Source organism: Haloplanus sp. GDY1 (genome assembly GCF_023703775.1).
GTDB lineage: Archaea > Halobacteriota > Halobacteria > Halobacteriales > Haloferacaceae > Haloplanus > Haloplanus halophilus.
The window spans coordinates 1,387,704-1,412,911 of sequence record NZ_CP098514.1 but is presented as its reverse complement, the minus strand read 5'-3'; the positions used below and the strand labels follow the sequence as shown (position 1 = coordinate 1,412,911).

At 71.4% G+C, this 25,208-nt stretch carries 28 protein-coding genes; 13 read left to right on the top strand and 15 right to left on the bottom strand.

Annotated features, from left to right (window positions below; translation table 11 throughout):
* Positions 1–27: 27 nt before the first annotated feature.
* From NBT67_RS07620 to nreA, 3 genes are read left to right on the top strand one after another with little or no spacing between them, the layout of a single operon-like run.
* Positions 28–909, top strand: coding sequence for an alpha/beta fold hydrolase (locus NBT67_RS07620; protein ID WP_251344246.1), 882 nt, complete (start codon positions 28–30; stop codon positions 907–909).
* A 59-nt stretch (positions 910–968) separates the two neighbouring features.
* Positions 969–1,934 (top strand): transcription initiation factor IIB, encoded by a 966-nt coding sequence (locus NBT67_RS07615; RefSeq protein ID WP_251344245.1) that lies wholly within the window; start codon positions 969–971, stop codon positions 1,932–1,934.
* 30 nt (positions 1,935–1,964) lie between these two features.
* Positions 1,965–3,215: a DNA repair protein NreA gene (gene nreA, locus NBT67_RS07610; protein ID WP_251344244.1), complete on the top strand. Its 1,251-nt coding sequence runs from the start codon at positions 1,965–1,967 to the stop codon at positions 3,213–3,215.
* On the opposite strand, the gene NBT67_RS07605 is transcribed toward nreA, so the two are convergent.
* The 3 genes from NBT67_RS07605 to NBT67_RS07595 all read right to left on the bottom strand — a co-directional run bounded on the left by NBT67_RS07605 (position 3,212) and on the right by NBT67_RS07595 (position 4,707).
* The gene (locus NBT67_RS07605; protein WP_251344243.1) at positions 3,212–3,652 is read right to left on the bottom strand and encodes a DUF302 domain-containing protein; all 441 of its coding nucleotides are present in this window, start codon (positions 3,650–3,652) and stop codon (positions 3,212–3,214) included. The two genes, nreA and NBT67_RS07605, sit on opposite strands and share 4 nt — an antisense overlap.
* A 94-nt stretch (positions 3,653–3,746) precedes the next feature.
* Positions 3,747–4,409 (bottom strand): CPBP family intramembrane glutamic endopeptidase, encoded by a 663-nt coding sequence (locus tag NBT67_RS07600; RefSeq protein WP_251344242.1) that lies wholly within the window; start codon positions 4,407–4,409, stop codon positions 3,747–3,749.
* A 1-nt stretch (position 4,410) separates the two neighbouring features.
* Positions 4,411–4,707, bottom strand: a complete 297-nt coding sequence (locus tag NBT67_RS07595) for a DUF5789 family protein (RefSeq protein ID WP_251344241.1) — start codon at positions 4,705–4,707, stop codon at positions 4,411–4,413.
* Between the two features lie 114 nt (positions 4,708–4,821).
* Here NBT67_RS07595 and NBT67_RS07590 point away from each other — a divergent pair, with 114 nt between their 5' ends.
* Both NBT67_RS07590 and NBT67_RS07585 read left to right on the top strand, forming a co-directional pair.
* Positions 4,822–5,742, top strand: a complete 921-nt coding sequence (locus tag NBT67_RS07590; protein ID WP_251344240.1) for a cell division protein CdpA domain-containing protein — start codon at positions 4,822–4,824, stop codon at positions 5,740–5,742.
* Positions 5,743–6,051: 309 nt separating this feature from the next.
* Positions 6,052–9,039: a bacterio-opsin activator domain-containing protein gene (locus NBT67_RS07585; RefSeq protein WP_251344239.1), complete on the top strand. Its 2,988-nt coding sequence runs from the start codon at positions 6,052–6,054 to the stop codon at positions 9,037–9,039.
* 31 nt (positions 9,040–9,070) lie between these two features.
* Here the strand turns inward: NBT67_RS07585 and NBT67_RS07580 are convergent, their stop codons facing one another.
* The 8 genes from NBT67_RS07580 to NBT67_RS07545 all read right to left on the bottom strand — a co-directional run bounded on the left by NBT67_RS07580 (position 9,071) and on the right by NBT67_RS07545 (position 14,665).
* Positions 9,071–9,604: a DUF7344 domain-containing protein gene (locus NBT67_RS07580; RefSeq protein WP_251344238.1), complete on the bottom strand. Its 534-nt coding sequence runs from the start codon at positions 9,602–9,604 to the stop codon at positions 9,071–9,073.
* 24 nt (positions 9,605–9,628) lie between these two features.
* Entirely contained in the window at positions 9,629–10,108 is a 480-nt protein-coding gene (locus tag NBT67_RS07575; RefSeq protein WP_251344237.1) for an HTH domain-containing protein, read from the bottom strand.
* Entirely contained in the window at positions 10,105–10,392 is a 288-nt protein-coding gene (locus NBT67_RS07570; RefSeq protein WP_251344236.1) for a TrmB family transcriptional regulator, read from the bottom strand. Before NBT67_RS07570 ends, NBT67_RS07575 begins: the two co-directional genes overlap by 4 nt.
* Complete coding sequence (locus tag NBT67_RS07565; RefSeq protein WP_251344235.1) at positions 10,389–11,171, bottom strand: beta-ketoacyl-ACP reductase; 783 nt, start codon at positions 11,169–11,171, stop codon at positions 10,389–10,391. The genes NBT67_RS07570 and NBT67_RS07565 overlap by 4 nt, the downstream gene beginning before the upstream one ends.
* Before the next feature lie 268 nt (positions 11,172–11,439).
* Positions 11,440–11,880, bottom strand: coding sequence for a DUF5615 family PIN-like protein (locus tag NBT67_RS07560; protein WP_251344234.1), 441 nt, complete (start codon positions 11,878–11,880; stop codon positions 11,440–11,442).
* Positions 11,880–13,670 (bottom strand): DNA polymerase/3'-5' exonuclease PolX, encoded by a 1,791-nt coding sequence (locus tag NBT67_RS07555; RefSeq protein ID WP_251344233.1) that lies wholly within the window; start codon positions 13,668–13,670, stop codon positions 11,880–11,882. Before NBT67_RS07555 ends, NBT67_RS07560 begins: the two co-directional genes overlap by 1 nt.
* Positions 13,667–14,110, bottom strand: a complete 444-nt coding sequence (locus tag NBT67_RS07550; RefSeq protein WP_251344232.1) for a DUF5788 family protein — start codon at positions 14,108–14,110, stop codon at positions 13,667–13,669. The genes NBT67_RS07555 and NBT67_RS07550 overlap by 4 nt, the downstream gene beginning before the upstream one ends.
* A gap of 21 nt (positions 14,111–14,131) precedes the next feature.
* Positions 14,132–14,665, bottom strand: coding sequence for a DUF21 domain-containing protein (locus tag NBT67_RS07545; protein ID WP_251344231.1), 534 nt, complete (start codon positions 14,663–14,665; stop codon positions 14,132–14,134).
* Between the two features lie 83 nt (positions 14,666–14,748).
* Between NBT67_RS07545 and NBT67_RS07540 the strand changes: the two genes are divergently transcribed.
* On the top strand, positions 14,749–16,587 hold the full coding sequence (locus NBT67_RS07540) for a flippase-like domain-containing protein (RefSeq protein WP_251344230.1): 1,839 nt from the start codon (positions 14,749–14,751) through the stop codon (positions 16,585–16,587).
* Here the strand turns inward: NBT67_RS07540 and NBT67_RS07535 are convergent.
* On the bottom strand, positions 16,584–17,309 hold the full coding sequence (locus NBT67_RS07535; protein ID WP_251344229.1) for a helical backbone metal receptor: 726 nt from the start codon (positions 17,307–17,309) through the stop codon (positions 16,584–16,586). The genes NBT67_RS07540 and NBT67_RS07535 overlap by 4 nt on opposite strands.
* 88 nt (positions 17,310–17,397) lie before the next feature.
* Between NBT67_RS07535 and NBT67_RS07530 the strand changes: the two genes are divergently transcribed.
* Genes NBT67_RS07530 through NBT67_RS07520 form a run of 3 tightly spaced genes read left to right on the top strand, consistent with a single transcriptional unit; the run spans position 17,398 to position 19,594 of the window.
* Positions 17,398–18,462, top strand: a complete 1,065-nt coding sequence (locus NBT67_RS07530; protein WP_251344228.1) for a DNA-methyltransferase — start codon at positions 17,398–17,400, stop codon at positions 18,460–18,462.
* A gap of 3 nt (positions 18,463–18,465) precedes the next feature.
* Positions 18,466–19,146, top strand: a complete 681-nt coding sequence (locus tag NBT67_RS07525) for a type I 3-dehydroquinate dehydratase (RefSeq protein ID WP_251344227.1) — start codon at positions 18,466–18,468, stop codon at positions 19,144–19,146.
* 40 nt (positions 19,147–19,186) lie between these two features.
* Positions 19,187–19,594: a zinc ribbon domain-containing protein gene (locus NBT67_RS07520; RefSeq protein WP_251344226.1), complete on the top strand. Its 408-nt coding sequence runs from the start codon at positions 19,187–19,189 to the stop codon at positions 19,592–19,594.
* On the opposite strand, the gene NBT67_RS07515 is transcribed toward NBT67_RS07520, so the two are convergent.
* Positions 19,595–19,867, bottom strand: coding sequence for a winged helix-turn-helix transcriptional regulator (locus NBT67_RS07515; RefSeq protein WP_251344225.1), 273 nt, complete (start codon positions 19,865–19,867; stop codon positions 19,595–19,597).
* A gap of 158 nt (positions 19,868–20,025) precedes the next feature.
* Here NBT67_RS07515 and NBT67_RS07510 point away from each other — a divergent pair, with 158 nt between their 5' ends.
* The 4 genes from NBT67_RS07510 (at position 20,026) to NBT67_RS07495 (ending at position 23,850) form a co-directional block, all read left to right on the top strand.
* A complete protein-coding gene (locus NBT67_RS07510) occupies positions 20,026–20,730 on the top strand; it encodes a class I SAM-dependent methyltransferase (protein ID WP_251344224.1) in 705 nt (234 codons plus the stop codon).
* A gap of 40 nt (positions 20,731–20,770) precedes the next feature.
* Complete coding sequence (locus NBT67_RS07505) at positions 20,771–21,673, top strand: glycosyltransferase family 2 protein (protein WP_251344223.1); 903 nt, start codon at positions 20,771–20,773, stop codon at positions 21,671–21,673.
* A gap of 69 nt (positions 21,674–21,742) precedes the next feature.
* Positions 21,743–23,314, top strand: a complete 1,572-nt coding sequence (gene thsA / locus NBT67_RS07500; protein WP_251344222.1) for a thermosome subunit alpha — start codon at positions 21,743–21,745, stop codon at positions 23,312–23,314.
* Between the two features lie 119 nt (positions 23,315–23,433).
* A complete protein-coding gene (locus NBT67_RS07495; protein ID WP_251344221.1) occupies positions 23,434–23,850 on the top strand; it encodes a hypothetical protein in 417 nt (138 codons plus the stop codon).
* Here NBT67_RS07495 and NBT67_RS07490 read toward each other — a convergent pair whose 3' ends face one another.
* Positions 23,851–24,609 (bottom strand): SAM hydrolase/SAM-dependent halogenase family protein, encoded by a 759-nt coding sequence (locus NBT67_RS07490; RefSeq protein WP_251344220.1) that lies wholly within the window; start codon positions 24,607–24,609, stop codon positions 23,851–23,853.
* On the bottom strand, positions 24,606–25,112 hold the full coding sequence (locus tag NBT67_RS07485) for a nicotinamide-nucleotide adenylyltransferase (RefSeq protein WP_251344219.1): 507 nt from the start codon (positions 25,110–25,112) through the stop codon (positions 24,606–24,608). The genes NBT67_RS07490 and NBT67_RS07485 overlap by 4 nt, the downstream gene beginning before the upstream one ends.
* Positions 25,113–25,208: the final 96 nt, after the last annotated feature.

The following is a 25,208-nucleotide window of genomic DNA, read 5'->3' as shown; positions in this document are numbered from 1 at the left end:
TTTCGCGTCCCCCCGTCGACCCCGCGTATGGTCGACGAGTCCCCGCGACCACCCGCCCTCCGCACCGTCTCGACGGCCGACGACCGCCGGGTGGCCTACGCCGAGTACGGCGACCCGGACGGCGCCCCCGTGTTGTTCCTCCACGGCACGCCGGGGTCGCACGTCCTCGGCGGCCTGTTCGACGCCGCGGCGACGCGGGCGGGCGTCCGCCTCCTCGCGCCCGACCGTCCCGGCTACGGCCGCTCGTCCCCGTGGCCGGCCCGCGAACTCCCCGACACCGACGCGTTCGTCGCGCCCGTCCTCGACGACGCCGGCGTCGGGACGGTGGGGGCCGTCGGCTTCTCCGGCGGCGGCCCCCACGCCCTCGCCCTCGCCGCGACGCGCCCGGACCGGGTCGACGCCGTCGACGTGGTCGCCGGCGCGCCGCCGCCGTCGCTCGACCACCGCCCTCCGGCGGCCCAGCGCCTCCTCGTCGCCCTCGCGGGGACGACGCCGCGACTGCTCGGAGGCCTCCTCGGCGTGCAGGCGTGGGTCGCCGAACGGCTCCCTCCCCGAGCGGTCGTCTCGCAGTACACCGCGGACGTCGCCGACCTTCCCGACGGCGTCGCCGAGCGGGTCAGGCGGGATTTCGTCACCGCCCTCGCCCGCCGACGGGGCGCCGTCACCGAGTTCGCCCTCCTCGACCGGGACTGGAACGTGCCGCTCGCGTCCGTCGAGCCCCCGGTTCGCCTCTGGCACGGCGACGGCGACACGAACGCGCCGCTCGCGGGCGCGCGTCGCCTGCGTGACCGCCTGCCGGACGCCGACCTGACCGTCTTCGACGGCGCGGATCACCTGTCGACCCTCCTCCGGGCCCGGGCGCCCGTCGTCGCCGGCCACGCCAACGGCGACGCCTCCGGGGGCGCGTGACCCCGGTGCCGACTCGACCAAGGGTTTAAGTAAACGCCAACTACGACTATAAAAACGCGATGACACGGCCCACCCGCCAGCGGGAAGACCGGACGCGATGGCAGGGCGAGGAAGAGGGGGAAGCCGACGAGGACGTCGATCTCGACGATCTCGATCCCGAGGACCTCGTCAGGACGGCCGACGGTGAACTGATTCACGAAGAGACCGGGCTCATCATCGAGGAGGAGCAGATCGATCCCGGGCCGGAGTGGCGGGCGTTCAACCACCAGGAACGCCAGGAGAAATCGCGGGTGGGCGCCCCGACCACCCAGACGATGCACGACAAGGGGTTGACGACGACCATCGACTGGAAGGACAAGGACGCCTACGGCCGCTCCATCTCCTCGCGGAAGCGCTCGCAGATGCACCGCCTGCGCAAGTGGCAGGAGCGGATCCGGACGAAGGACGCGGGCGAGCGCAACCTCCAGTTCGCGCTCTCGGAGATCGACCGCATGGCCTCGGCGCTCGGCGTTCCGCGCTCGGTCCGGGAGGTCGCCTCGGTCATCTACCGGCGCGCGCTCAACGAGGACCTCATCCGCGGACGCTCCATCGAGGGCGTCGCCACCAGCGCCCTCTACGCCGCCTGCCGCAAGGAGGGCATCCCCCGATCGCTGGAGGAGATCTCGGAGGTCTCGCGGGTCGAGCGCAAGGAGATCGGTCGGACCTACCGCTACATCTCCCAGGAACTCGGCCTGGAGATGAAGCCCGTCGACCCCAAGAAGTACGTCCCGCGGTTCTGCTCGGAACTCGAACTCAGCGAGGAGGTCCAGTCGAAGGCGAACGAGATCATCGAGACGACGGCGGAGAAGGGCCTGCTGTCGGGCAAGTCGCCCACCGGCTACGCCGCGGCGGCCATCTACGCCGCCTCCCTGCTCTGCAACGAGAAGAAGACCCAGCGCGAGGTGGCCGACGTCGCCCAGGTGACCGAGGTCACCATCCGCAACCGGTATCAGGAACAGATCGAGGCGATGGGCATCCACAGTTAGCTTCAAGCCCCGCCCCCCGCTAGATCCGCCATGCGCCTCGACGAGTTCGTCGACATCGAGGCCAACGAACGCGCCGAGCGACGGCGCCTCGCGAAGGAGAAGTCCTACGCCATCCTCGACCACGTCCAGTCGGTGGCCGACCGGGTGGAGCGGACCGTCTCGGGTGACTCGGTGGTCGGCAGCGTCTCCCCCTCCATCTTCGTCGGGCGGTCGAACTACCCCGAGGTGTCGACGGGCATCCTCTCGCCGGTCGGCAACGAGGGCCAGGCGGACAGGTATGCCACCAGCGGCGAGTGGTACGAGGAGGGCGTCGATCTGACGGAGGTGTTCCGCCGGCGGACCGGGCTGTTGAACTCCAGGCGGTCGGCGTCGGTCGACGTCTCGGACACGTGGGACGGGTTCGTCGGCGTCGGTCGCGAGGTGGCCATCGCGGACCGGCCCGTCGACGTGGAGATCGGTCTCGACGGCGACCCGACCGTGAACTTCGACGCCGACGGCGTCTCGACGCCGACCGGTCCGAGCGCCCCCGCCCGGTCGGCCCACCTCGGAGAGAACCCGCACGTCCCCCGGCCCGTGAAGAAGACCCTGGAGGACGACGACTGGCGCGCCGAGGGCGCCATCAACTACCTCTACCGCCGCGGGTTCGACGTCTACGACGTGAACACCATCCTCTCGGCGGGGGCGCTGGGGCAAAGCGAGAACCGGCGTCTCGTCCCGACGCGGTGGTCGATCACCGCCGTCGACGACACCGTCGGGAAGTTCCTCCGGGGGTCGCTCCGCGACGAGCGGAGCGTCGGCGGCGTGGAGATCCACCGCAACGACTTTCTCGGCAACGCCTACTGGGTGATCCTCGCGCCCGGCCAGTGGGAGTACGAACTCGTCGAACTGAAGGCGCCGGGGAGCGTCTGGAACCCCGACCCCGAGGCCGGGATGTGGCTGGCCGCCGACCGCGAGGGGTACGAGGGCCGCACGGGCTACGTCGAGGAGACGGCGGGCGCCTACCACGCCGCCCGGCTGGCGGTCCTCGAACACCTCGACGAGCGCGGCCGGACGGCGAAGTGTCTCGTCCTCCGGCACGTCTCCGACGACTACTGGGGGCCTGCGGGCGTCTGGCAGGTCCGGGAGGGCGTCCGCCACGCCTTCGAGGGGGACCACGCCACCGCGGAGACGCTCGCCGACGCGGTGCGGGGCGTCGTCGACTACCTCCCTACCTCCCTCGCGGACCTCCGGCGGAAGTCGACGATGGTCGCGGGGCTCCAGACCACCCTCGCGGACTTCTAGAGCGCGGCGAACGCCGCGTCGACCATCTCGCCCGTTCCCGCGACGACCTCCGCCATCTCCTCGTCGTCGGGCGCGAGGCCGACCAGCCGCCCGATGCGCATGATGCTGACGTGATAGACGGTCTGGACGCCCGGCTCCTCCTCCCACACGACGACGTTACAGGGAAAGAGCGCGCCCATCCGGCCGTCGCTGGCGTCGAGGACGCGGTCGGCCATCGCCGGGTTACACGCCCCGAGCACGTAGTAGGGGTCGCGGTCGGCGTCGACCTTCTCGTTGAGCAACTCCGAGGGCGAGAACTCCACGGGAACGCCGAAGCCCGCGGCCTCGAACGTCTCGCGGACGTGTTCGACGGCCTCCTCGTGGTCCATCTCCAGCGTCGCGCGCTGTTCGCCCACGTCGGTCGCGTCGAGTACGGAAGGATCGATGGGGAGCGACATGTTCGGCCACACGCGTCCCGGCGAAATAAAAGGCGGCGCGGACGGGACGGATGACACCGACTCGCCCGTCCGTGGGCGGGTCCTTCGGCCGCCGTCACAGCGGCACGGGCAGCCACGACAGCACCCGCACGACCGTCGCCGTGGGGACGAGCGGCGGGTGAAGCACCAGCCAGTCCAGCAGCGCGAGGCCGAAGCCGTGGGCCACCACCGAGGGGAGGATGGACTCGCTGTGGTAGTCGACGGCACCGAAGAGCACGTCGGTCGGCGCGGACAGCAGCAGCTCTATCGGCGGTTTGTGGACGTGGTGGAAGGCGTAGACGACGGGGCTGATGAAGACGCTCTTGAACCCGAGTTCGCGCACGCCGACACAGAGCAGCCCCCGGTAGTACGTCTCGGCGGCGGCGGCGACGACGAACTGGGCGGCGGCGTGGGGGAGGAACCGGACGAGCGCGGTGTCGGTCGCCCACATCGGGTAGTACGCCCGGATCGTCGGCAGCGACGCCCCGACGACGTAGAAGGGGGTGACGAAGGCGGCGAGCGCGACGGTGTTCCGGAGCACGCGCCGGTCGACGCGCCACCCCAGGTCGCGGCCGCGAGCGAGGGCCAGCGCCCCCGGGACCCCGACGAACAGCGTCACGTCGCGGACGACGCGCGCCGAGAGGCTGGTTGACGGGACGCTCCAGAGCGACCAGAGAACCGCGAGACAGAGACCGACGAGCAGGGAGAGTTGCACCCAGGAGAGCCGGCGGTCGGTCACCTCACTCCTCGGCCGTGGCGACCGGCCCCGTTCCGATCACCGATCGGACCGCGGACAGGAACGTCTGTCGGGTGTCGAAGTACGTCTCGTCGACCTCGTCGAGGACCGAATCGAGCGTCCGCGGCCCGTCGGGCGTTCGGATCGTCGCCTCGCCCTCCTTTCGACGCACGTTGCTCGCTTCCTGCGGCCAGGTGAGCCGCGAGGCCACCCGCGCGAGCGGCGCGCCCTCGACGGGTTCGCCCTCGCCGAGTTCGACTGCCGGCTCACCCTCGTCCGCGTCGTCCGCGTCGTCAGCCATGACCGGGACTACTCCGTCCCGGGAGTTAATCCCTTCGAACCACTCGAGGCGCCGAGACGCCGTCACACGCCCGTCTGACGTAGCGTTTTGTGGGTGGGTAGTGTAGTCGTGGGCATGACCAGTCTCGGGGAGGTCTACCACGGGGACGACCGGAGCGGTCCGAGTCTCCGGCAGATCTACGCGGGGGCGAGCCTGTTCGTCGTCGGCATCGTCCTCGTGGTGGCGGGGATCGTCGTCGCCACGACCGACGTGTTACTGGGCGGTGGAACCACCCTCCTCGACGTTCGCGAGTACGGCGGCATCCTCGCCGGCCTCGGCGTGCCGGCCGTCTTCCTCGGCATCTCGGCGGTCCTGCCCGCCGAGCGCTCGACCCGGGCCGCCGCGGGCATCGGCGCCAGCGTCGCCGTCCTCGGCGTCGCCCTGTTCGCGCACGCCTACCCCTGCCGGTGGTCCGGCGCCAACTGCGCCCCCGGCATGGTCGACCTGACGCTCCCGACCGCCGGCGTCTACTTCCTCGGCGCGCTCACGACCTTCTGGTGTCTGTTCGTCGGCATCGCCAACTTCAAGACGCGCAACGACCCCGGCGGCACCGTCACGATGGAGGTCACCCGCCAGGGCGAGACGAAGGTGATCGAGGTGGACCGCTCGCAGGCACGCGGCGGCGTCGGCCTCGGCGGCAGCGCCTCCGGCCCGACGCCCACCGTCGGCGCGCAGGTGAGCGACGGCGGCGCCGACGACACCGACATCCGCGAGGTGACGAGCGTCCCGTCGTCCGACTCGGAGGGCGGTGGCGCGACGACCGACCCGGCCGGTCCCCAGTCGCCGCCCTCGCCCTCGTCCTCGGCGGACGGGACGGCCGAGACGTGGAAGTCGACCGCGGCGACCGACGCGTCCACCGACGCCGCCGACCGCTACTGCGGCAACTGCGAGCACTTCGAGTACGTGCGCACCGAGCGCGGCATCCAGCCTTACTGTGGCTTCCACGACGGCGTCATGGCCGACATGGACGCCTGCGAGGAGTGGGACGGTCGGTGAGCGCGGGACGTCGCGGTTCGGCCGGCCGCCGGCGCCCCGGCACCGACTGACGGGGCCGTCGATACCGCTCCGTGCCGTCTCTCGAACGGGGAGCGACCGCTCCGGCGTCCCCCTCCCCGGCGCTCGCGCAACGACTCCTCACCCCCGGTCCGCGGACCGCCGTTCGAACGCCCGTCCGTCGCAGGGTTGAATACTATGGCGAAAAAACATGATGGTTGGGTGGGGTTCCGACTGGGAACTCGGTGGGGGAGTCATCGTGTGCCACACTGCCGCTCCGGGAGTGGACCATCTCCGACGGGGTGATCCCCCGTGACGGCCCTCTCTCGGGCGACGCTTCCGGCGACCGGATTCGAGTTGGGGACGGTCTTCCGGACCGACGTGGAGCGGGTCGTCGAGCTAGCGCGACTCGTTCCGCTCGACGACCGGCCGATCCCGTACTTCTGGGTCGAGGCGGCGGACCTGGACGCGTTCGAGGCCGAACTCCGCGCGGACGAGCGCGTCGAGCGGCTGTCACGCTGCGGTAGTCGGGCGGGGACGGCGCTCTATCGCGTCGGCTGGGCCGTCGCGTTCGACGACTTCCTCCCCCTCGTCCGGACGCACGGTGCGTCCATCGAGCGGGGGGTCGGTGCGAACGACGAGTGGGCGTTTCGGATCAGGGGGCCGGATCGCTCCGCGCTGCGGGCGCTGTACGCGGACTGCCGGGCGCGGGACCTCCCCCTCAGCGTGGAGTCGACCTCGGCGTCGGCCGCTTCCCGCCGGAGCGTCGACGAGTGGGCCGCGGAGCGGATCCCGGTCGGATCCGCCGACACTACCGGGGACGAGACGTCGGGAGGCGTCCCTGGCGCAGGGGAGTCCGCCGGTAGCTCGGCCGGCTGTCGGTCGTTCCGCGGGATCGTCGGAACCCTCGGCGAGGTCGTCTGGATGACCGATCCGGACGAGGGGGAGCTACTCCACGTCGACCCCGCGTACGAAGGCGTGTGGGGGGAGCCGCGGGAGCGACGCCACGACGAACCCCACCCCGTTCTCGACGCGATCCACCCCGACGACAGGGAGCGGGTCCGTACCGCCTTCGAATCACGGCCGACCGGCGCGTACGACGAGGTGTACCGGATCGAACCGTCGGACGGCACGCGCCGGTGGATCCACGACCGGGCGGTGCCGATCCGGAACGCGGACGGGGAGGTGTCTCGGATCGTCGGCATCGCGGAGGACGTGACCGACAGAGTGGAGCGCGAACGCGAACTCGCCCGGACGAGTCGGCTGCTCGATGCCCTCTCGGCGAGCTTCCCCGACCTCGTCTTCGTGATCGACGAGGACGGCTACTACAGGGAGTATCTGGGCGGAACCGAGACGGAGTCGCTCCTGTACGCGGACCCCGAGGAACTGCTCGGCAGTCGACTCCACGACGTGTTACCGGCCGACGTGGCCGATCGGATCCGCTCGACCGTCCGCCGGAGCCTCGACGCCGACGGACTCCGGACGGTGGAGTACCGACTCGACGTTCCGGCGGGGCCACGCTGGTTCGAGGCGCGGGTGACGCCGATCCGACAGCCGGGGGACGTACGGTCGGCGGTCGTCGTCTCCAGGGACATCACCCGGCAGAAACGGCGGGAGGACGTCCTGATGGCCGTCACCGAGGCGACGCGGGCGCTCCTCGAGGCCACCACGCCCGAGGACGTCGCCGACCTCGCGGCACGGACGGTGGGCGACGTTCTGGAGGCTCCGCTCGTGGGCGTCTACCTCCTCGACGACGCCGCCGGCTCGCTCCGTCCGGTGGCACGGCTGGCCGACGGCGAGAGTCCGGTCGGAGACCTGCCGTCGGTCGTCGGGACCGGAAGTCGGATCTGGAAGACGTTCGTCGACGGCGACACCCGGGTTTCCAGCGACACTCGTGCGCGAACGCGGACGAGCGACCCCCCGGTGGAGAGCGAACTGATCGTGCCGCTCGGGGACTACGGCGTCTTCGTCGTCCGATCCCCGGAACCGGGCGCGTTCGACGACGTGGCTGTCGAATTCGCGGAGCTGCTGGCGGCCAACACGACGGCCGTCCTGGGTCGGGCGGAGTCCCAGCGGAACCTGCAACGCCAGAACGAACGGCTGACCGAACTCTCCCGGCTCAACGACACCATCAGAAGCATCAACCGGGCCATCGTGAACGCGACGACCCGGGACGCCATCGTCTCGGAGGTACCGGACCGGCTCGTGGAGAACGACGCGTATCCGGCGGCGTGGATCGGCGAATACCGAACCGACGACACGATCACGGTCCACGCGGCGGCGGACGCGACGGACGCGGCGGTCGGAGACGAGTCCATCTCGGTGGCCGACGGCGGACTGCTCGATAAGTTACTGGAGACGGCGACCCGGACCCGTGCGGTCCACGTGATCGGGAACCTCGGCGACGTGTCGGCGACGGACCCGTGGCACGAGGCGCTCCTCGAACGTGGCACGCGCGGTGCGGCGGTGGTCCCGCTCACCGCCGGCGAGGCCCAGTACGGCGTGTTGACGCTGTACACCGACCGCGGCGACGTCTTCGACGAGGAGAAGGTCGCGACCCTCCGGGAACTCGGACAGACCATCGGACGGGCGATCAGAGCCGCGGAGATCCGGCGGGCCCTGACCGCGGGGACGGCCGTCGAACTCGAGTTCGAGATCGCGGATGCGGACTGGTTCCTCGGCACCGCGTCCGAGGCGCTCGACTGTCGGCTCACCCTCGACGGGGTCGTCCCCACCGGGGACGGGGAGTTGCTCTACTACGTCGAGACGGAGGGGGCGTCCCCGGAGGCGCTCACCGAGCGCGCGGGCGACGCGCCGCAGGTCGACGCGTCTCGGGTGATCGGCGGGACCGGGGACGGCGGGCTGGTCGAATGCCGGCTCTCGGGCCCCTCCCCGATTCGGACCCTCGTCGACTACGGCGCGACGGTCCGTTCGGCCACGGCCGAGGCGGGAGTCGGCCGTCTCTCCCTCGAGATCACGCCGGAAGCGGACGTCAGAACCGTCAGGAACGGGCTTCGCGACGTGTGTCCCGGCGCGGAACTGGTGAGAAAGCGGGAACTCGACAGGTCCGTCGGACCGGTTCGAGAGGTCCGCGAGACGCTGACGGAAGCGCTCACCGACAAGCAGTCACACACCCTCCGAACCGCCTACTTCGCCGGCTACTTCGAGTGGCCCCGGGGGAGTACGGCCGAGGAAATCGCCGACTCCATGGGCATCGCCTCCTCCACGTTCCACTTCCACCTCCGGCACGCGATGCGCAAACTGTTCGTGGTCCTCTTCGAGCGCGAACACGGCCCGTGACGCGGCGTCGTGTGGCCGCGACCCCGGCCGCTCAGAGCGGCGCCGCGTCGTCCGCCGCGAAGTCCCGCTCGGCCGCGCGCTCCAGATAGGGCCGGAGTTGCGCGGCGTTGCGATCCAGTTCGACCGTGTCCTGATGCTGGTCGTACGCGACGACGCCGACGTCGGCACATTTGGGGACGTGCGTGTGGTAGAGGTCGGTGTACGTGTGCAGGCGCTCGTCGAGTAGCTCATCGGCCGACGATCCCTGCTCCCACTCGGTCACCTGGTCGGCGACGTCCGGCAGTTGCATCGGGTTCGCGTACCGATACAGGCAGTACAGCATCCGTCGCCGGCGTCGGTTGGACAGCAGGTCGTGGACGACGTCGAGCGACAGTCCGTCGTCGGCCGTGGATCGCTCCCCCGTCATCGCCGTCGGCGACTCCCTCCGGCCGGCCGGGCCGCGAGCGCGCTTCTCCGTCCGCTCGTCGTCCGCGTGTCCGGGCCGGCGGCCGTCCCGGTGGGCGAACTCCTCCACCGGTCGTGGCTCACTGGCTGTCCCCGCCGCCGCGGGACGGCCGTCCGGCATCTCGCTGTGGCGTGCATCGTCGGTTCACTCGCACGTTTCGGCCGGGTGTCCGTCCCTCGACCGGAGCGTCGCGAGACAGTCGTCGACGGTTCGGACTCCCCCGTCCGTCGAACGGGGAACCACGCTCAGCAGGTCGTCGCCGTCGTACACCGCGAGACACACGACCGGAAACCGGATGACTTCCGTCGGCTCGTCGCCGACGATCGATCCGTACGTGTGGGTCGAAAACGCCGGTTCGAGGCGGCTGTCGTTGCGTTTCGCCCACGCTTCGAACTCCTCGAACGCGGCGCGGGCGGGCTCGACGAGCGCGTCGTCGGTCGGGTTCCTCGGCGTCCTCGCGCGCACCTGCTTGCCCCAGACTTCGACGGACACGTCGGCTATCTCGCCCGCCCGATGGAGCTTCGCGAGCCGTTCGTACACCCGTCGCTGTCGCTCGTCCACGGACGAGTGCGTGGGGTCACGAAGACGGAGTTCGACACGTGGTGTGGACTGCTCGTCGGTCACGTCTCCTCCTCTGCCGTGACGACGTACCTGTCGTCGACCCGTTCGACGAGGCCGCGGTCGATCAGCAGTTCCAGCACCGGATACAGGGCCAGCGCTCGCATCCCCAGCGAGCGCCTGAGCTCCGCCAGCCGGGCCTCCGTGACGGCCCGGAGGTAGAGGTAGACGAGTTTCGCCGGCGACGAGTCGAGTCGCTCCGGAAGCGGCTCGACCCCCAGCGCGTCGCGGGTCCGGCTCCCACCGTTTTCCCTGTCCCCCGTCGCGGCCGTCTCCGGGTCGTCGGTCACAGGTTCAGTCCCCCGTTCAGGTTGAGGACCTCCCCGGTCATGTACGACGACCGTGGGCTCGCGAGGTATCCCGCCAGGTGGGCGACCTCCTCGGGGTTGGCGAAGCGACCGACGGGGATCCGATCCCGGAGTCGCTCCCGGACGTCGTCACGAATCTCGGTCACCATGTCCGTCCGCGTGTAGCCCGGCGCGATGCAGTTGGCCGTCGAGCCGTGGGACGCGAGTTCCCGGGCGAGTGATCGCGTGAAGCCGGAGAGCGCACTCTTCGCGGCCGCGTAGTTCGCCTGGCCGTAGTTTCCCTGCTCGCCGACCACGCTGGAGATGTTGATGAGGCGACCGTCCGTGGCGTCCCGAACGTCCGCGAAGAACGCGTTCGTGCAGTTGAACGTCCCGTCGAGACAGACCGACAGCACGCGGTCCCACTCCTCGGGCGTCATCTCCTCGAACCGTCGGTCTGCCGTGATGCCGGCGTTGTTCACGAGCACGTCGACCGGGCCGAAGGCGTCGTGGACGCGCTCACGCATCGTCTCGATCCGGTCACGGTCGGTGACGTCGCCCTGGAGGGCCAGCGCGTTGCCCACCGTCGCGTCGATCCCGTCGGCGACGTCGCGGGCGGCGGCCGCCGAGGACCGATAGGTGACGACGACGTTCGCACCGCGCCGTCCGAACTCCTCCGCGATCGCCCGCCCGATCCCCCGGGACGACCCGGTCACGAGACAGACCGTCCCCTGGAGGTCGTTCTCGCCTTCCCGGGTCCGCGTCCGCAGTCCCTCAGCCATCGTGGGGACGCGTCGTGGCGGCTGTCGGTCGGTCGTCGCTGCCGATGCGACGGGTCGATACGATCTCGCGTCGAGCGTGTGGGTTCCCTGTCATCGTTCGCACCCCCACAGCCGGACGAGGTGGCCGTCGAGGTATCTCGGACAACGCGCGATTGCCATAGAAAACCTCTATCCAAGTGTCTAGAGGGATACCATTCATAACGAACGAACACGAACGATTCCCGGCCGGCGGAGCGCCCCGTCGAACGGGCTGACCGTCCGGACACCTTCACTCGGGGAGCCGTCGCCGCACGTCGTCCCAGTGGCTCCCCTTCCAGAAGTGGCCGCCGCACCGCTCGCACCGCCAGACGTCCGTTCCCGACGGGTCGGGGGCGCTCTCGGGGGTCGTCGCCCCCGCTCCGACCGGGTCGAGCGGGCCGTTGCACCGCCCGCACCGCGACGGCGTCTCGGGGAGCGAGAGGTCGACGCCCGCCTCGCGGAGTTCGCGCAACTGCTCCGTCACGTCCCGGGCCGTGAGTCGGATCGCCCCTTCGGTTCGCGCCGCGAGATCCGCGTCCCGGGTGAGGAGTCGTCGCCCCTCCTCGCGGGCCAGGTCGCGGACCGCGTCGTCGGCCTCGACGCCCCGATCGAGGGCGTAGGCGGCGTCGTGGCCACACATCCGGAGGTACGTCGACAGTTTGCCGAGCATCGCGTCACAGAGGAACCGCATCAGTCCAGAAACGCCAGCAGGTCGTCGGCGGGGCGGGCGTTGAGCACGTCCCCGCGCTCCGCCCACCCGCGGCGGGCCGTGTGGACGCCGTACCGCCGGAAGTCGAGTTCCCCGGTTCCGTGGGCGTCGGTGTCGACGGCTATCGTCGCCCCGGCCTCGACGGCGAGTCGGATCGCCTCGTCGTTCAGGTCGAGGCGGTGCGGGTTGGCGTTCACCTCCAGGGCCACCCCGGCGTCGGCCGCCGCCGCCACGAGACGGTCGAGGTCCGGATCCAGCCCCGGGCGGTCGTTGATGAGGCGGCCGGTCGGGTGGCCGAGCACGTCCGTCTCGGGGTGTTCGACCGCGGCCACCAGCCGGTCGGTCGCCGTCTCGCGATCCGCCCCGAGGCCGCTGTGGGGCGAGGCGATCACCAGGTCCAGGGCCGCGAGGACGTCCTCGCCCACCGAGAGGCCGCCGTCGGCGTCGACGTTGGCCTCGACGCCGTGGAGGACCTCGATTCCGGCGTCCGCGGCGGCGTCCTCGACGGCCGCCATCTGCTCGCGGAGGTCACCGTCGTCGAGGCCGACGCCGCCGACCATCCCCGGACCGGTGGCGTGGTCCGTGATCGCGAGGTAGTCGTCGCCCCGGTCGGCGGCCGCCGCGATCATCGCCTCGACCGACGCGGTGCCGTCCGACCAGTCGGTGTGGGTGTGCAGGTCGCCGCGGACGTCCCCCTCCGCGAGGAGGTCGGGGAGGGCGCCCTCCCGGGCGGCCTCGATCTCCCCCCGGTCCTCCCGGAGTTCCGGCGGGATGAGCGGCAGGTCGAGGGCCTCGTACATCTCCGCCTCCGTCGTGCCGGCGATCCGGCGGCCGGTCCGCTCGCTCGACGGGTCGTCGGCGTCGCTCTCCTCGCCGGACTCCGTGCCGTCCGCGGCGCTCCCCGCCTCGCCCGCCTCGAACATCCCGTACTCGTTCATCTTCAGGCCGCGGTCGATGGCGAGGTTGCGCAGGTGGACGTTGTGGTCCTTGCTGCCGGTGAAATACTGGAGCGCCGAGCCGAACTCGTCGGGGACGACGATCCGACAGTCCACCCGCATCCCCCGGGCGCGGACGCTCGCTTTCGTCGTCCCGGACTCGATCACGTCGTCGACGGCGTCCCAGTCGAGGAAGGCGTCGACGGCGGCCGGGGCGTCCTCGCTCGCGACCAGCACGTCGACGTCGCCGATGGTCTCGCGCCACCGGCGGAGCGACCCCGCGACGTCGGCGCGGACGACGGGGTCGGCGTCACGGAGGCGGGCGAGGATCGACTCCGCGACGGGGCGGGCGTCGCCGAGGAGTTCCCGCTCCTGGGCCTGCCGGGCGAAGGGGATGTTCTCCAGGATGTTGGCTTCGGTCTTCTCGCCGAAGCCCGACACCTCGCGGATCTCCCCCGCCTCCGCCGCGGCCTCCAGTTCGTCGAGGGTGGTGATCCCGAGCGCCTCGTAGAGCGTCCCCACCGTCTTCGGGCCGACGCCCTCGACGCTCGTCAGCGCCGCCATGTCGACGGGGAGGTCCTCCCGCAGGTTCTCCAGTTCCTCGATCTCCCCCGTCTCGACGTACTCGACGATCTTGTCGGCCAGCGCCTCGCCGACGCCGTCGATCCCCTCGACCGCGTCCCGTCCCTCCGCGACCAGTTCCTCGACCGGCCGCGGATGGTCGCGGACGTTCTCGGCGGCGCGGCGGTAGCTCCGGGGTTTGTACTCGACCCCGTCGGCCTCAAGCAGGTCGGCCATCTCCTCGAAGCGATCCGCCACCTCGGCGTTCCGGCTCACGGCCGCCCCCGGGTGTTGTGGCTGGTGTCGTCGTGGCCCAGCGCCTTCCGCAGGAACTTCATCCACCGCTTGCGGTCGGCGGCCTCCTGGGCCTCGGCCTCGCGTTCGAGGTCGGCCGGACCGAGCGCCTCGAGGGCGTTGAGCGCGCGGTCGATGCCGATGATGCTCTCGACGAGTCGCTCGCCCTCGGCGTAGCTCACCTCGCCGTCCTCGATGCGCTGGAGTCGCTGGAGTCGCTCGCGTCGGAGGTTCTTCTTCGCCTGCTCGACCCGCTCGCGCTCGCCTTTCGGCACCGTGTCGCGGCGCTTGATCTCGAAGACGAACGACTGGAGGTCAACCTCCTCACCCTGCACGTCGATGGTCTCGGGGATGGACGCGCCCACCGTCGCCCCCTCGCGGTTGACGCGTTCGAGGAGCTGTTTGCGCTCGAACTCTTGCACGCCCGGCCGTTGGCGGGCCGCTCACTTCGCTCCTTCGCCCGTGTCCGTGTACGGCTCCTCGATGTCCGGGTCGCCGCCGAGGGCGACGCCCGCCCGGCGGGTGACGAAGTCGAAGACGGCGACGGCGGGCAGGAGGACGCGCTCGACGACCCGGACCGGCCGCGCGGCCCGGAGCGCCCACTCCTCGGCGTTGCCGAGGCCGTAGGACTTCGGCAGGATCTCGCCGAACACGAGGACGACGCTGCTGGCGACGACCGTCGTCAGGGCGACGGCGACGCCCTCGGGGAAGTGGTTCGCGAGCAGCACCGCGAGGATGCTGGAGATGGCGACGTTGACGACGTTGTTGCCGACGAGCAGCGTCACCAGCAGCCGATGGGGGTCCTCGCGGAGGTCGGTCAGGATGGCCGCCCGGCGGTCGCCGGCGGTCACGCGGTCGGCGAGCCACTCCCGCGAGAGCGAGAAGACCGCGATTTCGGTGCTGGAGAAGAAGGCACTCGCCGCCAGCAACGCCAGCACGACGAGGGCACTCCCGACCGTCGAATCGAGCGCGTTCATGGGCGTGGTCGTCCCTCGCGGCGCAAAAAACCGCGGCCGCCGAGACAGAAAGTTCTTGAGCGCGGCCCGACCATCCCCGGCAAATGGATCGTTCCGGCGACCGGCCGCGAACCGAGGTCAGCGTCGTCCTCCCCGCGTACAACGAGGCGCCGACCATCGAGGCGACGGTCGAGACGACGCTCTCGACGCTCGGCGACTTCCTCCCGCCCGGAACCTTCGAGGTGCTCGTCGCGGAGGACGGCTGTGACGACCGCACGCCGGAGATCGTGGATCGGCTCGCCGCCGCCGACGACCGGATCCGTCACGTCCACAGCGACGAGCGACTGGGCCGCGGGGGCGCGCTCGAACGCGCGTTCTCGGCCGCCCGGGGCGACACGCTCGTCTACTTCGACACCGACCTCGCCACGGACATGCGCCACCTGGAGGAACTGGTCGGGCGGGTCCGCTCCGGCGGGGCCGACGTGGCGACCGGGTCGCGGTGGATGCCCGGCCGCGTCGCCGACCGCCCGGCCAGGCGGGGCGTCCCCTCCCGGGTCTACAACGGCCTCGTCCGTCTGGTCTTGCGCTCGCCGCTCCGCGACCACCAGTGCGGGTTCAAGGCGTTGAGCCGCGACGCCTTCGAGCGCCTCCAGGGTCGGATCGAGGACGAACACTGGTTCTGGGACACCGAGCTACTGATCCGCGCACAGCGGGCCGGTCTGGAGGTTGCGGAGTTCCCCGTCGAGTGGGAGCCGAAGGGCGACACCAAGGTGGACCTCGTCCGCGACGTCTTCGGGATGGGGAGTCAGATCCTCCGGCTCTGGTGGCAGGTGTCGGTGAGCCCCCGGATCACCCGCCGGGTGAGCGTCGGCGCGGGGGCGCTCCTGACGCTGCTCGCGCTCGCCCTGATGACGCTGTATCTCGACCCGCAGGCGGTGCTGGACGAACTGGAGGGTGCCGACCTCCGACTGGTCGGCCTCGCGGGCGGCGTCTACCTCCTGTCGTGGCCGCTCCGCGGCGGTCGGTACCGCGACATCCTCTCGGAACTCGGCTACCGCGAGCGCCTCGGCTTCCTGACCGGCGCGGTGTTCATCAGCCAGACCGGCAATCTCGTGTTCCCGGCGCGGGCGGGCGACGGCGTGCGCGCGTACGTGATGAAGGCTCGCCGAGGCATCCCCTATCCGACCGGCTTCGCCTCGCTGGCCGTCGAGCGAGTGTTCGACCTGCTGACGATCACGTTACTGGGGGGAAGCGTCCTCGTCGGCTACGTCCTCACCGGCTCGATGGGAGCGGTGGTAGCGACGCTCTCCGGGAGCGTCCCCGGCGTCGATCCGCGGAGCGCCCGGGTCGCGCTGACGGTGGCCGCGGGCGTCGCCGCCGCGGCCGTCGTCGCCGTCGCGGCCATCGTCGTCTCCGCACGCCGGGAGGGGAGCCTGATCCGCCGGGTCGTCACCCGCGTCAGTTCCGACTCCTACGCCGACTACGTGGCGGGCGTCCTCGAGTCGTTCGTCGCGGACGTCCAGGCCGTCGCCGCCGACCGCGGTGCGTTCGGCCGGATCGGTGCGAGCAGCCTCGTCATCTGGGCGCTGGACGTCGTGACCGCGATTCTCGTCCTCGCGGCCTTCGACGTGGCGCTGGCGACGCCGACGCTCGTCGCCGTCGGCTTCTTCGCGGTCAGCGTCGGCAACCTCGCGAAAGTGTTACCCCTCTCGCCGGGCGGCATCGGCCTCTACGAGGCGGCCTTCACCCTCCTCGTCGCGGGGCTGACGCCCGTGACCGGCGCCACCGCCTTCGGGGCCGCGGTGCTGGATCACGCCGTGAAGAACCTCGTCACCGTCGCCGGGGGCCTGGTCTCGATGCTCGCGCTCAACGTCTCGCTGACGACCGCGGTGGACGAGACGGGGAGCGCGGAGCCGGACGCGGACCCCGAGACGGTCGACTAGAACAGGTCCGCCAGCCGCTCGGCGCCGTCGATCAGGTTCGGACTCGGCTGGTTCAGGAGGGCGTCGTCGACGACGTGGACCGCGGGGCCGACGTCCCAGTCGCGGTCGGTGATCGTCGCGGGGTCGACGTCGGTCCCCCGCCCGCAGAGGTGGAGGACGGCGTGGTCCGGATCGGCCGCCTCGACCGCCGACCGCTCGACTCGCCGGGAGCGCTCGCCGGGGTCGACGAAGGGGTAGCGGCCGCCGGCCGCGGCGACCACCTCCGGCACCCAGTTGCCGGCGGCCATCGGCGGGTCGGCCCACTCCTCGCAGTAGACGGTCGGTCGCTCCCCGGACGTCCGCTCGCGGAGTCGGTCCAGTCGCTCCCGACTCCGGGCGGCCAGCCGCTCCCCGGCGTCGGGACGGCCGACCGCCCGCCCGAGGGCGGCGAAGCCCTCGATCACGCCGTCGAGCGTCGTGGCGTCGGTGTGGTGGACGTCGAGGCCCCGGTCCCGGATGGCGTCGCGCACCTCGGCCTGCAGGGCGTCGCCGGTGCAGACGAGGTCCGGATCGAGCGCCGCCAGCCGATCGAGGTCGGGGTTCAACCACCCGCCGAGGACCGCCGGATCGCCGTCATCGACCCGGCAGTGGCTCGTGACGCCGACGAGGCGGTCGGCGGCGCCGAGTTCGCGGAGCGTGGCGGTGGCCGCCGGGGACAGCGAGACGACGCGGCGTGGGGGCACGCCCGTAGCCACGGCGTCGGGGTGCATGAACCTCCCGCCCGTGCCGCAACCGACACCATTTACGTGCCGGGCCCGGGGAGTGGGTGTGATGCGGACCACGCACGAACTCCACGTCGGCGACGCGGCCGCGATGGACGACGTCGCCGACGGGTCGGTCCCTCTCGTCGTCACGTCGCCCCCCTATCCGATGATCGACCTCTGGGACGACCTCTTCGCGGCGCGGGACGGGGACGTCCGCGCGGCCCTGGAGGCCGGCGACGGCGACGCCGCGTTCGAACTCATGCACGCCCAACTCGACGCCGTCTGGGACGAGGTCGAACGCGTCCTGGCGCCGGGCGGCATCGCCTGCGTCAACGTGGGCGACGCCACCCGGTCGGTCGGCGGCGACTTCCAGCAGTTCCCGAACCACGCGCGGATCGTCGACGCCCTCCGCGCCCGGGGGTTGACGCCGCTGCCCGACGTGCTCTGGCGCAAGCCCACGAACAGCCTCGCGAAGTTCATGGGCTCCGGGACGCTCCCGCCCAACGCCTACGTCACCCTCGAACACGAGTACGTCCTCCTCTTCCGGAAGGGGGGGACGCGCTCGTTCCCGCCGGGCGACGACCGCCGGTACGAGAGCGCCTTCTTCTGGGAGGAGCGCAACGAGTGGTTCTCCGACCTGTGGGAGGTTCGGGGCGAGGAGCAGGGGCTGGGCGGAGGCGACGAGCGCCGCGACCGCTCCGCGGCCTTTCCCGTCGAGATTCCGCTCCGCCTGATCCGGATGTTCTCGGTGTACGGCGACCAGGTGCTCGACCCCTTCGCCGGAACGGGGACGACGGCGCTCGCGGCGATGCTCGCCGGCCGGGAGTCGGTGGGGTACGACCTCGACGGCGACCTCTTCACCGCGCTCGACGACCGGGTGACCGACCTGCCGGCCGCCTCGCGCCGGCGCGTCGCGGAGCGACTGGAGCGACACCGGGCGGCGATGGCCGACCGGGACGGCGGGTACGACGCCGAACACTACGACTTTCGGGTCGTGACGAAGGGAGAGCGACGGATTCGGCTGTACGCCGTCGCCGACGTGGTCGAGCGAGCGACCGCCGAGGGTCGGCGCTACGTCGTCGACCACGACCCGGTCGACGGGAACGACTTTACCGACGACGACGGTGGGTGAGGCATGGAGTTCGACTCGTTCGTACTCGCGGCGGCGACGGCCGACCTCGACGACGAACCGGCGGCCAGGCCCCACGCCGACGCCGTGGAGTTCCGGATGGACCTCGCGGACGACCCGCTCGACGCGCTGGCGGCGTACGACGGCGACCTGCCGCTCGTCGCGACGAACCGCGACCCGGCGGAGGGCGGCGAGGCCGACGGGACGGAGGAGGAACGCCTCGGCGCCCTGACGGCGGCGACCGACTTCGCGGCGGTCGAGGCGGTCGACGTCGAACTGTCGAGCCTGCGGGAGTCGGCCGGCGCGGCGGCCGCGGCGACGGCCCGGGAGCGCGACGTCCGCGTCGTCGCCTCGGTTCACGACTTCGAGGGGACGCCCCCTGAATCGCGGCTGGACGACCTGCTCGCGGACGCGGCGGCCCGCGGCGACGTGGGGAAGGCGGCGGTGACGGCGACCGACCCGGGCGACGCGCTGACCGTCCTCTCCGCGACGCACGCGGCGACGGCCCGCGGCGACCGGGTGGCGACGATGGCGATGGGCGAGGCCGGACGCCACACGCGCGCGGTCGCGCCGCTCTACGGGTCGAAAATCGGCTACGCGCCGGTCGATCCGACCGAGGCGACGGCGCCGGGGCAGTTCGATCTGGCGACGCTCTCGACGCTGATCGAGCGCCTCGGCGGGCGGTGAGGGAGATATAAGCGCGTGGCGCCACCACTTCCGAGGGAGGATGGTCGACACGGAACGGCGAGCCCTGATCGCGGTGGCGGTCAGCGTCGCCGGCGCCGCGTTCGGAATCGGCGGGGCGGGCCACGCCTACCTCCGGGAGTGGGGGCGCGCGTTCGTGTGGTTCTCGTTCGTCCTCGGCGCGGGACTGGTGCTGGTCGCCTCGTTCGCGGATCCGGAGACGGCGACGCTGTCGACGCTCCCGCTTCGGGTGACCGGCCCGGTCCTCCTGTTGCTCGCGTTGAACACGGTCGACGCGTACGTCGTCGCGCGGCGCGGCAGCGGCGGGTCCGCGATGGGGACCGCGGAGCGGGCCGAGGAGCCGACCGTCTCGTGTCCCTCCTGTGGACGGGACCTGGACCCGGAGCTATCCTTCTGTCCGTGGTGTGCCGGGTCGACTGAGGAGGAGTAACTACGTGCGCAGGTAGTAGACCTGCTTGCGGGCGTCCTTGAAACTGTAGCGGGAGCCGACGATGTCCGACTCCTCGAGTCGGTTCAGCGCGTAGCGCACGGTCCGGTCGGGCAGCAGCGACTCCTCGGCGAGTTGCCCCTGCGAGAGCGGCGACTCGCTCTCGAGCACCTTGGCGACCAGTTTCGCGCTCGGGGGGAGTTCGCGCAAGCGCTCGCGGTATTCGGTCGTCGTCAGCCGATCGTCGCCCGTGGAGTCCGCCGCTGTGGTGCTCATACCCGTCCCTTCCGGTCGATAGTGGTAAAGGTTATCTCCATATGCGTGCATACACCGGAGACACCTTATATGTCATTAATCACAACGAGTGGTGGCCGTGCCGACGGCCGAATCGGCATCCAGTACGGTTTTAATCTTCGGGCCGAGAGACGCGAGACGTGAAAGGAGAGGAGTGGTATCAGACGGACGAAGTCGCCCAGGAGTACGACGCGAAGCGGTTTTCGCGTGGTGGGCGACTGATCGACCGCCGGGAAAAGCGGGCCGTCCTCGAAGCCATGAATCCGATCGAGGACCGGACGGTGCTCGAGATCGCCTGCGGGACGGGTCGGTTCACCGTCATGCTGGCCGAGCGCGGGGCCGACATCGTCGGTCTGGACATCTCCTCGGCCATGATGGCGCAGGGACGGGAGAAGGCCCGGGCGGCCGGGGTGACCGACCACATCGAGTTCCTCCGCGGCGACGCGGCGCGGCTGCCCTTCCCGGACGACCACTTCGACACCGTCTTCGCGATGCGCTTTTTCCACCTCGCGGACACCCCCGCGAAGTTCCTCGCGGAGATGTGCCGCGTCTCGAAGGAGCAGGTGTTCTTCGACACGTTCAACGACCGCAGCACGCGGGTCCTCTACAACTGGCTGCTCCCGATGGGGTCGCGCCTCTACGGTCGCGAGGAGGTCGAACGCCTCATCGACGGGGCGGGCCTGACGCTCGACGACGCCAGCCACGACTTCGTCCTCCCCTACGGCTTCTACCGGAAGATTCCCAATCGGCTCGCGGGCGCGTTCCGGCGCCTCGACACCGGGATCGGCGACACCCCCCTGGGAACCCACCTCGCCTCCGTCTCGTACTGGAACGCCCACGTGTAGAGTGGGAATCGTTATGGTGTCGGAGTCGGTGTGGTCGGGTATGGAGCTCTCGGTAGTGATACCGACCCTCAACGGTCGGGACCACCTCGCGGCGAGCCTCGACACCCTCGCCGCCCACGCCCCGGACGCCGAGGTGGTCGTCGTCAACGGCCCGTCGACCGACGGCACTACCGGGATGGTTCGCGACCGCGACGACGTGGACGTGCTGGTGGAGGTGTCCACCCGCACCGAGAACGTCGCCCGCAACGCGGGGCTGGAGGTCGCCACCGGCGACGCGGTGGCCTTCCTCCGATACGACCTCGTGATCGAACCGACGTGGCTCGGCGCCCTGACCGACGGGCTGGCCGACGCGTCGGTCGTCACCGGCCCCACTCACCGCACCCTCGGCGGCGGGATGACCACCGAGCAGTCGGAGCGACGAACCGTCGGCTCCCGCGAGGTCGCCTACTTCAACGGCGGCAACGTGGCGTTCCGGCGCGCGGCCCTCGACGCCCTCGACGGCTTCGACGAGTACCTCGAAACCGGCGGGGACCGCGACGCCGCTCACCGCCTGGCCGGCCTCGACTACGACGTTGCCTGGCGCCCCGAGATGTGCGTCCGTCGGGAGTACTCCGCCGACGGCGGCATCACCGACGGCGACCGCGGCGCGGAGTTCCGGGCCCTGGCCTACCGACTCGTGAAGAACTACGGGGTCCGACCGGCCGCGGCGGCCGGCACGACCCGACGCGCCCTCGGGGACGCCGTCGCCGCCGGCCGGGACGTCCTCCGCGGTGACCTCGACCCGACCGAGTGGTTCGCCACCGGCCGGGCCGTCGTCGGGGGCGTCGCCCGCGGCGGCGCCGACGGGCTGATCGCCCGCGTCAAGGACCGCTCGCCCGCCCGCAACCCGCACGGCGTCTCCGACCGGTCGGATCGCGCCGTCACCCGCTACGACTGGCGCTGACGCACTCTCATCACTCGTTTCACATATGGAAAGCGATATATAGGCCTGCAAGCCTCCTTCTCAGCGTCTATGAGCGCTCGAACCAACCAGCCGCTGTTCATCCTCACCGAGGACACGCAGCGAACGCAGGGCCGAAACGCCCAGGAGTCGAACATCCGTGCGGGCAAAGCCGTCGCGAACGCGGTACGGACCACGCTCGGTCCCCGCGGGATGGACAAGATGCTCGTCGACGCCTCGGGCACCGTCGTCGTCACGAACGACGGGGCGACGATCCTCGGCGAGATGGACATCGAACACCCCGCCGCGGAGATGATCGTCGAGGTGGCCGAGACCCAAGAGGAGGCCGTCGGCGACGGGACGACCACGGCGGCCGTCCTCGCGGGCGAACTCCTCGTGCGCGCCGAGGACCTGCTCGACGGCGACGTCCACCCCACCGTCGTGGTCGAGGGGTACGACGAGGCGGCCGGCATCGCGCTCGCCACCATCGACGACCTGATCCTGGACGCGGACCTCGACGACGACCTGCTGGCACGGGTCGCGGAGTCGAGCATGACCGGCAAGGGGACGGGCGACGTGGAGGCCGACGCCCTCTCGGAGCGGGTCGTCGCCGCCGTCCGGCACGCCACCGACGCCGACGGCCGGATCGACCGCGAGAGCGTCCACATCGTCCCCCGGACGGGGGCGAGTTCGGGGGCGACTCGCCTCGTCGAGGGCGTCGTCGTCGACAAGGACCCCGTCGTCGACGCGATGCCCCGCTCGGTGAGCGACGCGACGGTCGCCGTCGTGGACGTGAAACTCGACGTGCGCACGGGCGCCGTCGACACCGAGTACTCCATCACGAGCGTCGAGCAACTGGACGCCGCCATCGCGGCCGAGGAGTCCGAACTCCGCGGCTACGCCACGACCCTCGCTGACGCCGGCGTCGACGTCGTCTTCTGCACCAAATCCATCGACGACCGGGTGGCGAACCACCTCGCCCGCGAGGGGATCCTCGCCTTCGCCAACGTGACGGGGAGCGACGCCCGCGCCGTCGCCCGCGCCGTCGGCGCCCGGCGCCTCGGCTCGCTGACCGACTTCGACGCCGACGACCTGGGCCACGCCGACGCCGTCGACATCGAGCGCTACGGGACCGACGACCTGGTGGTCGTCGAGGGCGGCGCGGCCGCGACGGCCGCGACTCTCCTCGTCCGCGGGAGCACCGAGCACGTCGTCGACGAACTCGAACGCGCCGTCACCGACGCGGTGGACGGCGTCGTCGCCGCCGCCGAGTCCGGCGGGGTCGTCCCCGGTGCGGGGGCGACCGAAATCGCCGTCGCGGACGCCGTCCGGAGCGCGGCCGCGGGCGTCGAGGGCCGGAAACAGCTGGCGGTCGAGGCCTTCGCCGAGGCGGCGGAGGCGCTGCCGCGCACCTTGGCCGAGAACGCGGGCATGGACCCCATCGACGCGCTGGTCGACCTCCGCGCGCGCCACGAGCGCGAGGGCCGGGCCGGCGTCGTCGCCGGCGGCCGCACGGGGACGGTCGCCGATCCGGTGGAACACGGGATCGTCGACCCCGCCGCGGTGAAGCGGGAGGCCGTCGGCTCGGCCACCGAGGCCGCGACGATGATCCTCCGCATCGACGACGTGATCGCTGCCAACTGACGCTGCCGCCCGGACGTCGCCACCACGGGCGACGATTTCGAAACGGGCACGATCGGACGCCTTTTGCCTCTCAGCTGTCAAGCGTCCCCGATGCCGACGACCCGGCTCGGGGGCGTGTGATGCGGCCACGGCGCCACCTCGAAGCGACGCTCCGCGAGGAGTCGCGCGCCTACGGCTACTCGCTCTCCATCTGGGGGGCCGGCGCGCTGCTGATCGGTGACCTCGGCGTCCCGTCGACGGCCGAGGTGTTCGCCTTCGCGGCCGGCGCGGTGGCCGGGTTCGCCGCCCTGGCGCTCGCCGCCTTCGGGAGCCCCCTGGACCGCACCGACGACGACCGCCCCTCGACGGTCGTGGTGTCGATGATCCACGTGTTGGCGACGCTCGGCTCGCTCGGCTGTGCCGAGGCCCTGCTCCGGGGCGGGACGCGACTCGGCGCTCCCGGACCCGCGGTCGCCTTCCTCGTCGCCGCCGCCGTCACCGTCGCCTACTCCCTCCTGTTGCTCGTCGAGGAGGGCATCGCGGAACTCGTCGCCTGATCACTCGATCCGCACGGCGTCGCCGACGGCGAGGCCGAACCACTCCGTCCCGCGACCCCGGTTCACGTCGCACTCGACGTAGCCGTGACTGCCCACGGTGACGAGGGGGTCGCCCGGATCGACCGACGCGAACGTCTCCGCGACGGGCACCCGGTCGCCGTCGACCGTCACCGCCTCCCGCCGGTCGAGGACGCTCCCGGGAACGTTCGTGACGACGTTCCCGAAGTCGTCGACGGCGAGGACCTCGCCCGACGCGGCGTCGCCCTCGACGGTCGCCTCGGGGAGGCACAGATCGGTCGGCTCGGCCGGCGACAGGCGGCCGTGTGCGTCGAGGGCACCGACGCCGCGTGACCGGACGGCCTCGTGGATCGCCGCCGCGAGGGGGGCGAACACGTCCCGCCCGTGGAACGTCGTGGAGTCGGGGTCGCCGGGGTCCGCGTGGAACCAGTCGACGCCGTCGTCGGCGACCGCCCGAGCGGCGGGGACGAGGAGGCCGTTGTCCGGACCGACGAACGTGTGGCCCGCCGCCCGGCCGACCAGGACGCCCCGATCGGTGCCGACGCCGGGGTCGACCACCGCGAGGTGGGTCGCCGGCGGGAAGGTCGGCAGGGTCTCCCGGAGCCAGAACGCCGACTCCCGAACCGCGCCGCGGGGGAGGTCGTGACTCACGTCGACGAGGCGGGCCTCGCACTCCCGGAGGAGCACGCCCCGCATCGCGGCCGGGTAGGGGGAGCCGAAGTCGGAGGCGAGCGTGATCACGTGTCCGTCTCGCTCACGCGCTGGATGCGTTCGATGCCGTCGATCTCCCGGATCACGTCGATCACCGGATTGGGGACCAGGTGGCGCCACTCGCCGCCCTCGATCATGCGCTCGCGGAGTTCCGTCCCCTCCAGGACGTCGCGGTTGAACATCGGCGACTGCCGCACGTCGACGCCGGCCTCTTCGAACAGCTGGATCACCAGCGGGTTGTTGGAGTAGGCGACGTCGAAGGAGGGGGCCATGCTCCGGACGTGACTCACCCAGACGGAGTTCCGATCCAGGTCCTCGATGGGGACGACGTAGGTCGTGCAGTCGAACTCGGCGACGGACTTGGTCACCATCATCACGCGTTCGCCCGCGGTGAAGGGGTCGCGGCGCGTATGAGAGTGGCCGGCCGAACCGATGCCGAGGACGAGTTCGTCCACCTCCGTCACGATTTCCTCGACCATTCGGTGGTGGCCGTCGTGGTACGGCTGGAACCGCCCGATGTAGAACCCCCGCATGGCCACGACTTCCGCGTGCGCGTTTATAAAATCGACGAGTCGTCGCACGTCCCGAATTCCGGCGGTAGACTGGACTCAGCGGGGAGTGCTCGCACT

Bases quoted from the DNA above. Each gene is read 5' to 3' on its own strand.
- NBT67_RS07620 (WP_251344246.1), top strand. From the start codon at position 28: ATGGTCGACGAGTCCCCGCGACCACCCGCCCTCCGCACCGTCTCGACG.
- NBT67_RS07615 (WP_251344245.1), top strand. From the start codon at position 969: ATGACACGGCCCACCCGCCAGCGGGAAGACCGGACGCGATGGCAGGGC.
- nreA (WP_251344244.1), top strand. From the start codon at position 1,965: ATGCGCCTCGACGAGTTCGTCGACATCGAGGCCAACGAACGCGCCGAG.
- NBT67_RS07605 (WP_251344243.1), bottom strand. From the start codon at position 3,652: ATGTCGCTCCCCATCGATCCTTCCGTACTCGACGCGACCGACGTGGGC.
- NBT67_RS07595 (WP_251344241.1), bottom strand. From the start codon at position 4,707: ATGGCTGACGACGCGGACGACGCGGACGAGGGTGAGCCGGCAGTCGAA.
- NBT67_RS07590 (WP_251344240.1), top strand. From the start codon at position 4,822: ATGACCAGTCTCGGGGAGGTCTACCACGGGGACGACCGGAGCGGTCCG.
- NBT67_RS07580 (WP_251344238.1), bottom strand. From the start codon at position 9,604: ATGCCGGACGGCCGTCCCGCGGCGGCGGGGACAGCCAGTGAGCCACGA.
- NBT67_RS07565 (WP_251344235.1), bottom strand. From the start codon at position 11,171: ATGGCTGAGGGACTGCGGACGCGGACCCGGGAAGGCGAGAACGACCTC.
- NBT67_RS07560 (WP_251344234.1), bottom strand. From the start codon at position 11,880: ATGCGGTTCCTCTGTGACGCGATGCTCGGCAAACTGTCGACGTACCTC.
- NBT67_RS07545 (WP_251344231.1), bottom strand. From the start codon at position 14,665: ATGAACGCGCTCGATTCGACGGTCGGGAGTGCCCTCGTCGTGCTGGCG.
- NBT67_RS07540 (WP_251344230.1), top strand. From the start codon at position 14,749: ATGGATCGTTCCGGCGACCGGCCGCGAACCGAGGTCAGCGTCGTCCTC.
- NBT67_RS07530 (WP_251344228.1), top strand. From the start codon at position 17,398: ATGCGGACCACGCACGAACTCCACGTCGGCGACGCGGCCGCGATGGAC.
- NBT67_RS07525 (WP_251344227.1), top strand. From the start codon at position 18,466: ATGGAGTTCGACTCGTTCGTACTCGCGGCGGCGACGGCCGACCTCGAC.
- NBT67_RS07520 (WP_251344226.1), top strand. From the start codon at position 19,187: ATGGTCGACACGGAACGGCGAGCCCTGATCGCGGTGGCGGTCAGCGTC.
- NBT67_RS07515 (WP_251344225.1), bottom strand. From the start codon at position 19,867: ATGAGCACCACAGCGGCGGACTCCACGGGCGACGATCGGCTGACGACG.
- NBT67_RS07505 (WP_251344223.1), top strand. From the start codon at position 20,771: ATGGAGCTCTCGGTAGTGATACCGACCCTCAACGGTCGGGACCACCTC.
- thsA (WP_251344222.1), top strand. From the start codon at position 21,743: ATGAGCGCTCGAACCAACCAGCCGCTGTTCATCCTCACCGAGGACACG.
- NBT67_RS07495 (WP_251344221.1), top strand. From the start codon at position 23,434: ATGCGGCCACGGCGCCACCTCGAAGCGACGCTCCGCGAGGAGTCGCGC.
- NBT67_RS07485 (WP_251344219.1), bottom strand. From the start codon at position 25,112: ATGCGGGGGTTCTACATCGGGCGGTTCCAGCCGTACCACGACGGCCAC.